This is a genomic window from Bacillota bacterium, assembly GCA_040754675.1.
In the GTDB taxonomy this organism is placed as follows: Bacteria; Bacillota; Limnochordia; order Limnochordales; family Geochordaceae; genus Geochorda.
Genome location: JBFMCJ010000618.1, coordinates 1 through 2,291 on the forward strand (window position 1 = coordinate 1; position 2,291 = coordinate 2,291).

The 2,291-nt window shown below is 69.2% G+C and carries 3 protein-coding genes; 2 read left to right on the top strand and 1 reads right to left on the bottom strand.

Features of this window, described 5'->3' with window-relative positions; genetic code table 11:
* Positions 1 to 107: 107 nt before the first annotated feature.
* Positions 108 to 677 (bottom strand): Uma2 family endonuclease, encoded by a 570-nt coding sequence (locus AB1609_21665; GenBank protein MEW6049044.1) that lies wholly within the window; start codon positions 675 to 677, stop codon positions 108 to 110.
* Between the two features lie 571 nt (positions 678 to 1,248).
* Between AB1609_21665 and AB1609_21670 the strand changes: the two genes are divergently transcribed.
* Together AB1609_21670 and AB1609_21675 are read left to right on the top strand one after the other, a co-directional pair.
* A complete protein-coding gene (locus AB1609_21670) occupies positions 1,249 to 2,019 on the top strand; it encodes a GntR family transcriptional regulator (protein ID MEW6049045.1) in 771 nt (256 codons plus the stop codon).
* A 3-nt stretch (positions 2,020 to 2,022) separates the two neighbouring features.
* A partial coding sequence (locus tag AB1609_21675) for a carbohydrate kinase family protein (protein MEW6049046.1) occupies positions 2,023 to 2,291 on the top strand: 269 nt, incomplete at its 3' end.

Here is a 2,291-nt window from a genome sequence, read left to right on the forward strand (position 1 = left end):
GAGACCATCATGCCGGATAATCCGGCACCACGAAGCACGAAAATGGCGCCTGCTGGGGCGAAGGCATCGGGGAGCCAGACGGGCCGCGGTAGCCGTGGCCCGCAGCCTCATGTCCACCACCCAGCCTGCCCCTCTCCGAAGAGATCGTCAAGCCGGCAGGTAAACCCCGGCAGGACGGGCTCTTCGATGACGGCTCCGGGGCTTGACCAGGTGCGCGGCGGTTCCGCTGCAGCGTGACGGGTCAGGGTACGAGCCTGCGGGTCCGCCACCCACACCGCTCGAACGCCAGCTTCAAGGAACTGCTGAATCTTCCGGGTCAGGTCGGGCTCCGAAGGGTCATGGACCTCCACGGCCAGATCCGGCGGAACGGTCGTAAAGCCGCTTACGTTTCCGACGCGAGCGGCCCGTTCCGTCGAGTAGAACGCCACATCAGGAGCCCGGAGTACGTCGGGTCCCCGGCGGATGAAAAAGCCCGACTCGCCGACCACAACCTCACCCAGTTGCCGCTGGTACACGAACCGGCTGAGGATGAAGGCGACTCGGTTCGTGACCTTTCCGTGCAGCCATCCCGCCGGAGCCATGATCACGAGCTCTCCCTCGTCTATCTCATACCGCCAGCCTTCCGGGAGCCGTTCGAGCTCCTCGGCTGTCCAAGGCTTCTTGGTGATGGTACCCACGAGCGGCGACCTCCTTTGCTCCCCGGCCGTAGTTTACCATGGCCACGTGGAGGCGTGCGCCCGGCCCACGAAAGACCGGGCCGCATGGCCACGAAAAACCTACAGGTGAGTTCGGAGCCGGTGAGGTGTGACTTTTCGGTTCGCTGGCGCGAGCGGTGAAGGGGAGCGAAGCGTTCCAACGCAGCCCCTACGGACATCAACTTGACTCGGAGCGCTTGGTGAGGCAGCTTGGAGGTCTGCCAGGTGTGACCACCTCGTTAGAGCAAGACTTCCACGCTTCGAGGCCTTCGTGCGGAGTCTGGCTGGCCCGCCGGAAGCGCGAGGAGGGCCGTCTCCCGATACGTAAGCCGTGACGAAGGAAGCCACGAGCCGTTGAGATGGCAGCGACGGTGTGTACCGTCACCGTGGTCGACGCCGATTCGACCCAGCTGGAGGTCGACGCGTCCGCTCTCGGCCGGGAAGTTCCTTGAGACAGGCAGGAGAAGCGCCACACCGCGTCGAACGGTTCGAGTCAGATGGACGTCTAGACGTCTTGTCCTCCGGGGGCGAGGAGATGGAGGGGAGGCCGCCGGTGGCGGCACAAGGGGCATCGGGGCTGCTGGATAGCCTGACGCTGCGGCGGCGCACGGGAGTGCCGCTGTACGTGCAGATCCGGGAGGCCATCCGGGCGAGGATCGCCGGCGGCGAGCTGCCCGACGGAGCGCTTCTACCGCCGGAGCACGTGCTGGCCGAGCGGCTCGGCACGAGCCGCATGACGGTGCGGGCAGCCCTGGCGGACCTGGAACGGGACGGGCTCATCCGGCGGGCGCAGGGGGTCGGCACCGTGGTGCGGGTCTCCCGGTTCGCGCACCAGTTGAGGTTGCTGACCAGCTTTACCGAGGACATCCGCGCCCGGGGCATGGTCCCGTCGTCCCGGGTCCTCGCCGCGGGGCTGGTGCCGGCCGACGGGAGCGTGGCCGAGGCGCTCGGAGTGCGTCCAGGGAGCCCTGTGGTGCACCTGTGCCGGCTGCGCCTGGCGGACGGCGAGCCGGTGGCGCTCCACGACACCTACCTCCCGCCCGGCCTGGTCGACCCCAACCAGGTTGGCCCGGCCACCTCCCTGTACGAGCTGCTGCACCGCGCGGGCGTGGCACTGGACGCGGCGGAGGAATCGCTCGAGGCTGTGCCCGCCTCTGAGGACGACGCCCGCCTGCTGGGGGTGGAGGCCGGTGCGCCGCTCCTGCTCGTGGTACGCACGACGTGCGACCGGGCGGGGCGAGCGGTCGAACATGTCCTGGCCCGCTACAAGGCGGACGTCTACCGCTACACCGTCCGGCTCCAGCGCTTTCAGCAGGGGGGCTGAGCCGTGCCCGCCGAGGTGGTCGCCACCGGGTACCCCAGCCTGGACTACATCGCTTTCGTGTCGCCGGACTCGCCGGCGACGGGCACCCGGCTGCTTTCGAGCTCGTCTCGCCGTCCCCAGTTCGGCGGGTGCGCCGCCAACGTCGGGGTGGCGCTGCAGCGGCTCGGGGTGACGGTGGCGCTGGCGTTCGCCCTGGGGGACGACGAAGAGGGCGCCGCCTACCGGGAGGCGCTGGCGCAGGCGGGCGTGGACGTGGCCGGCGTGCAGGTGCT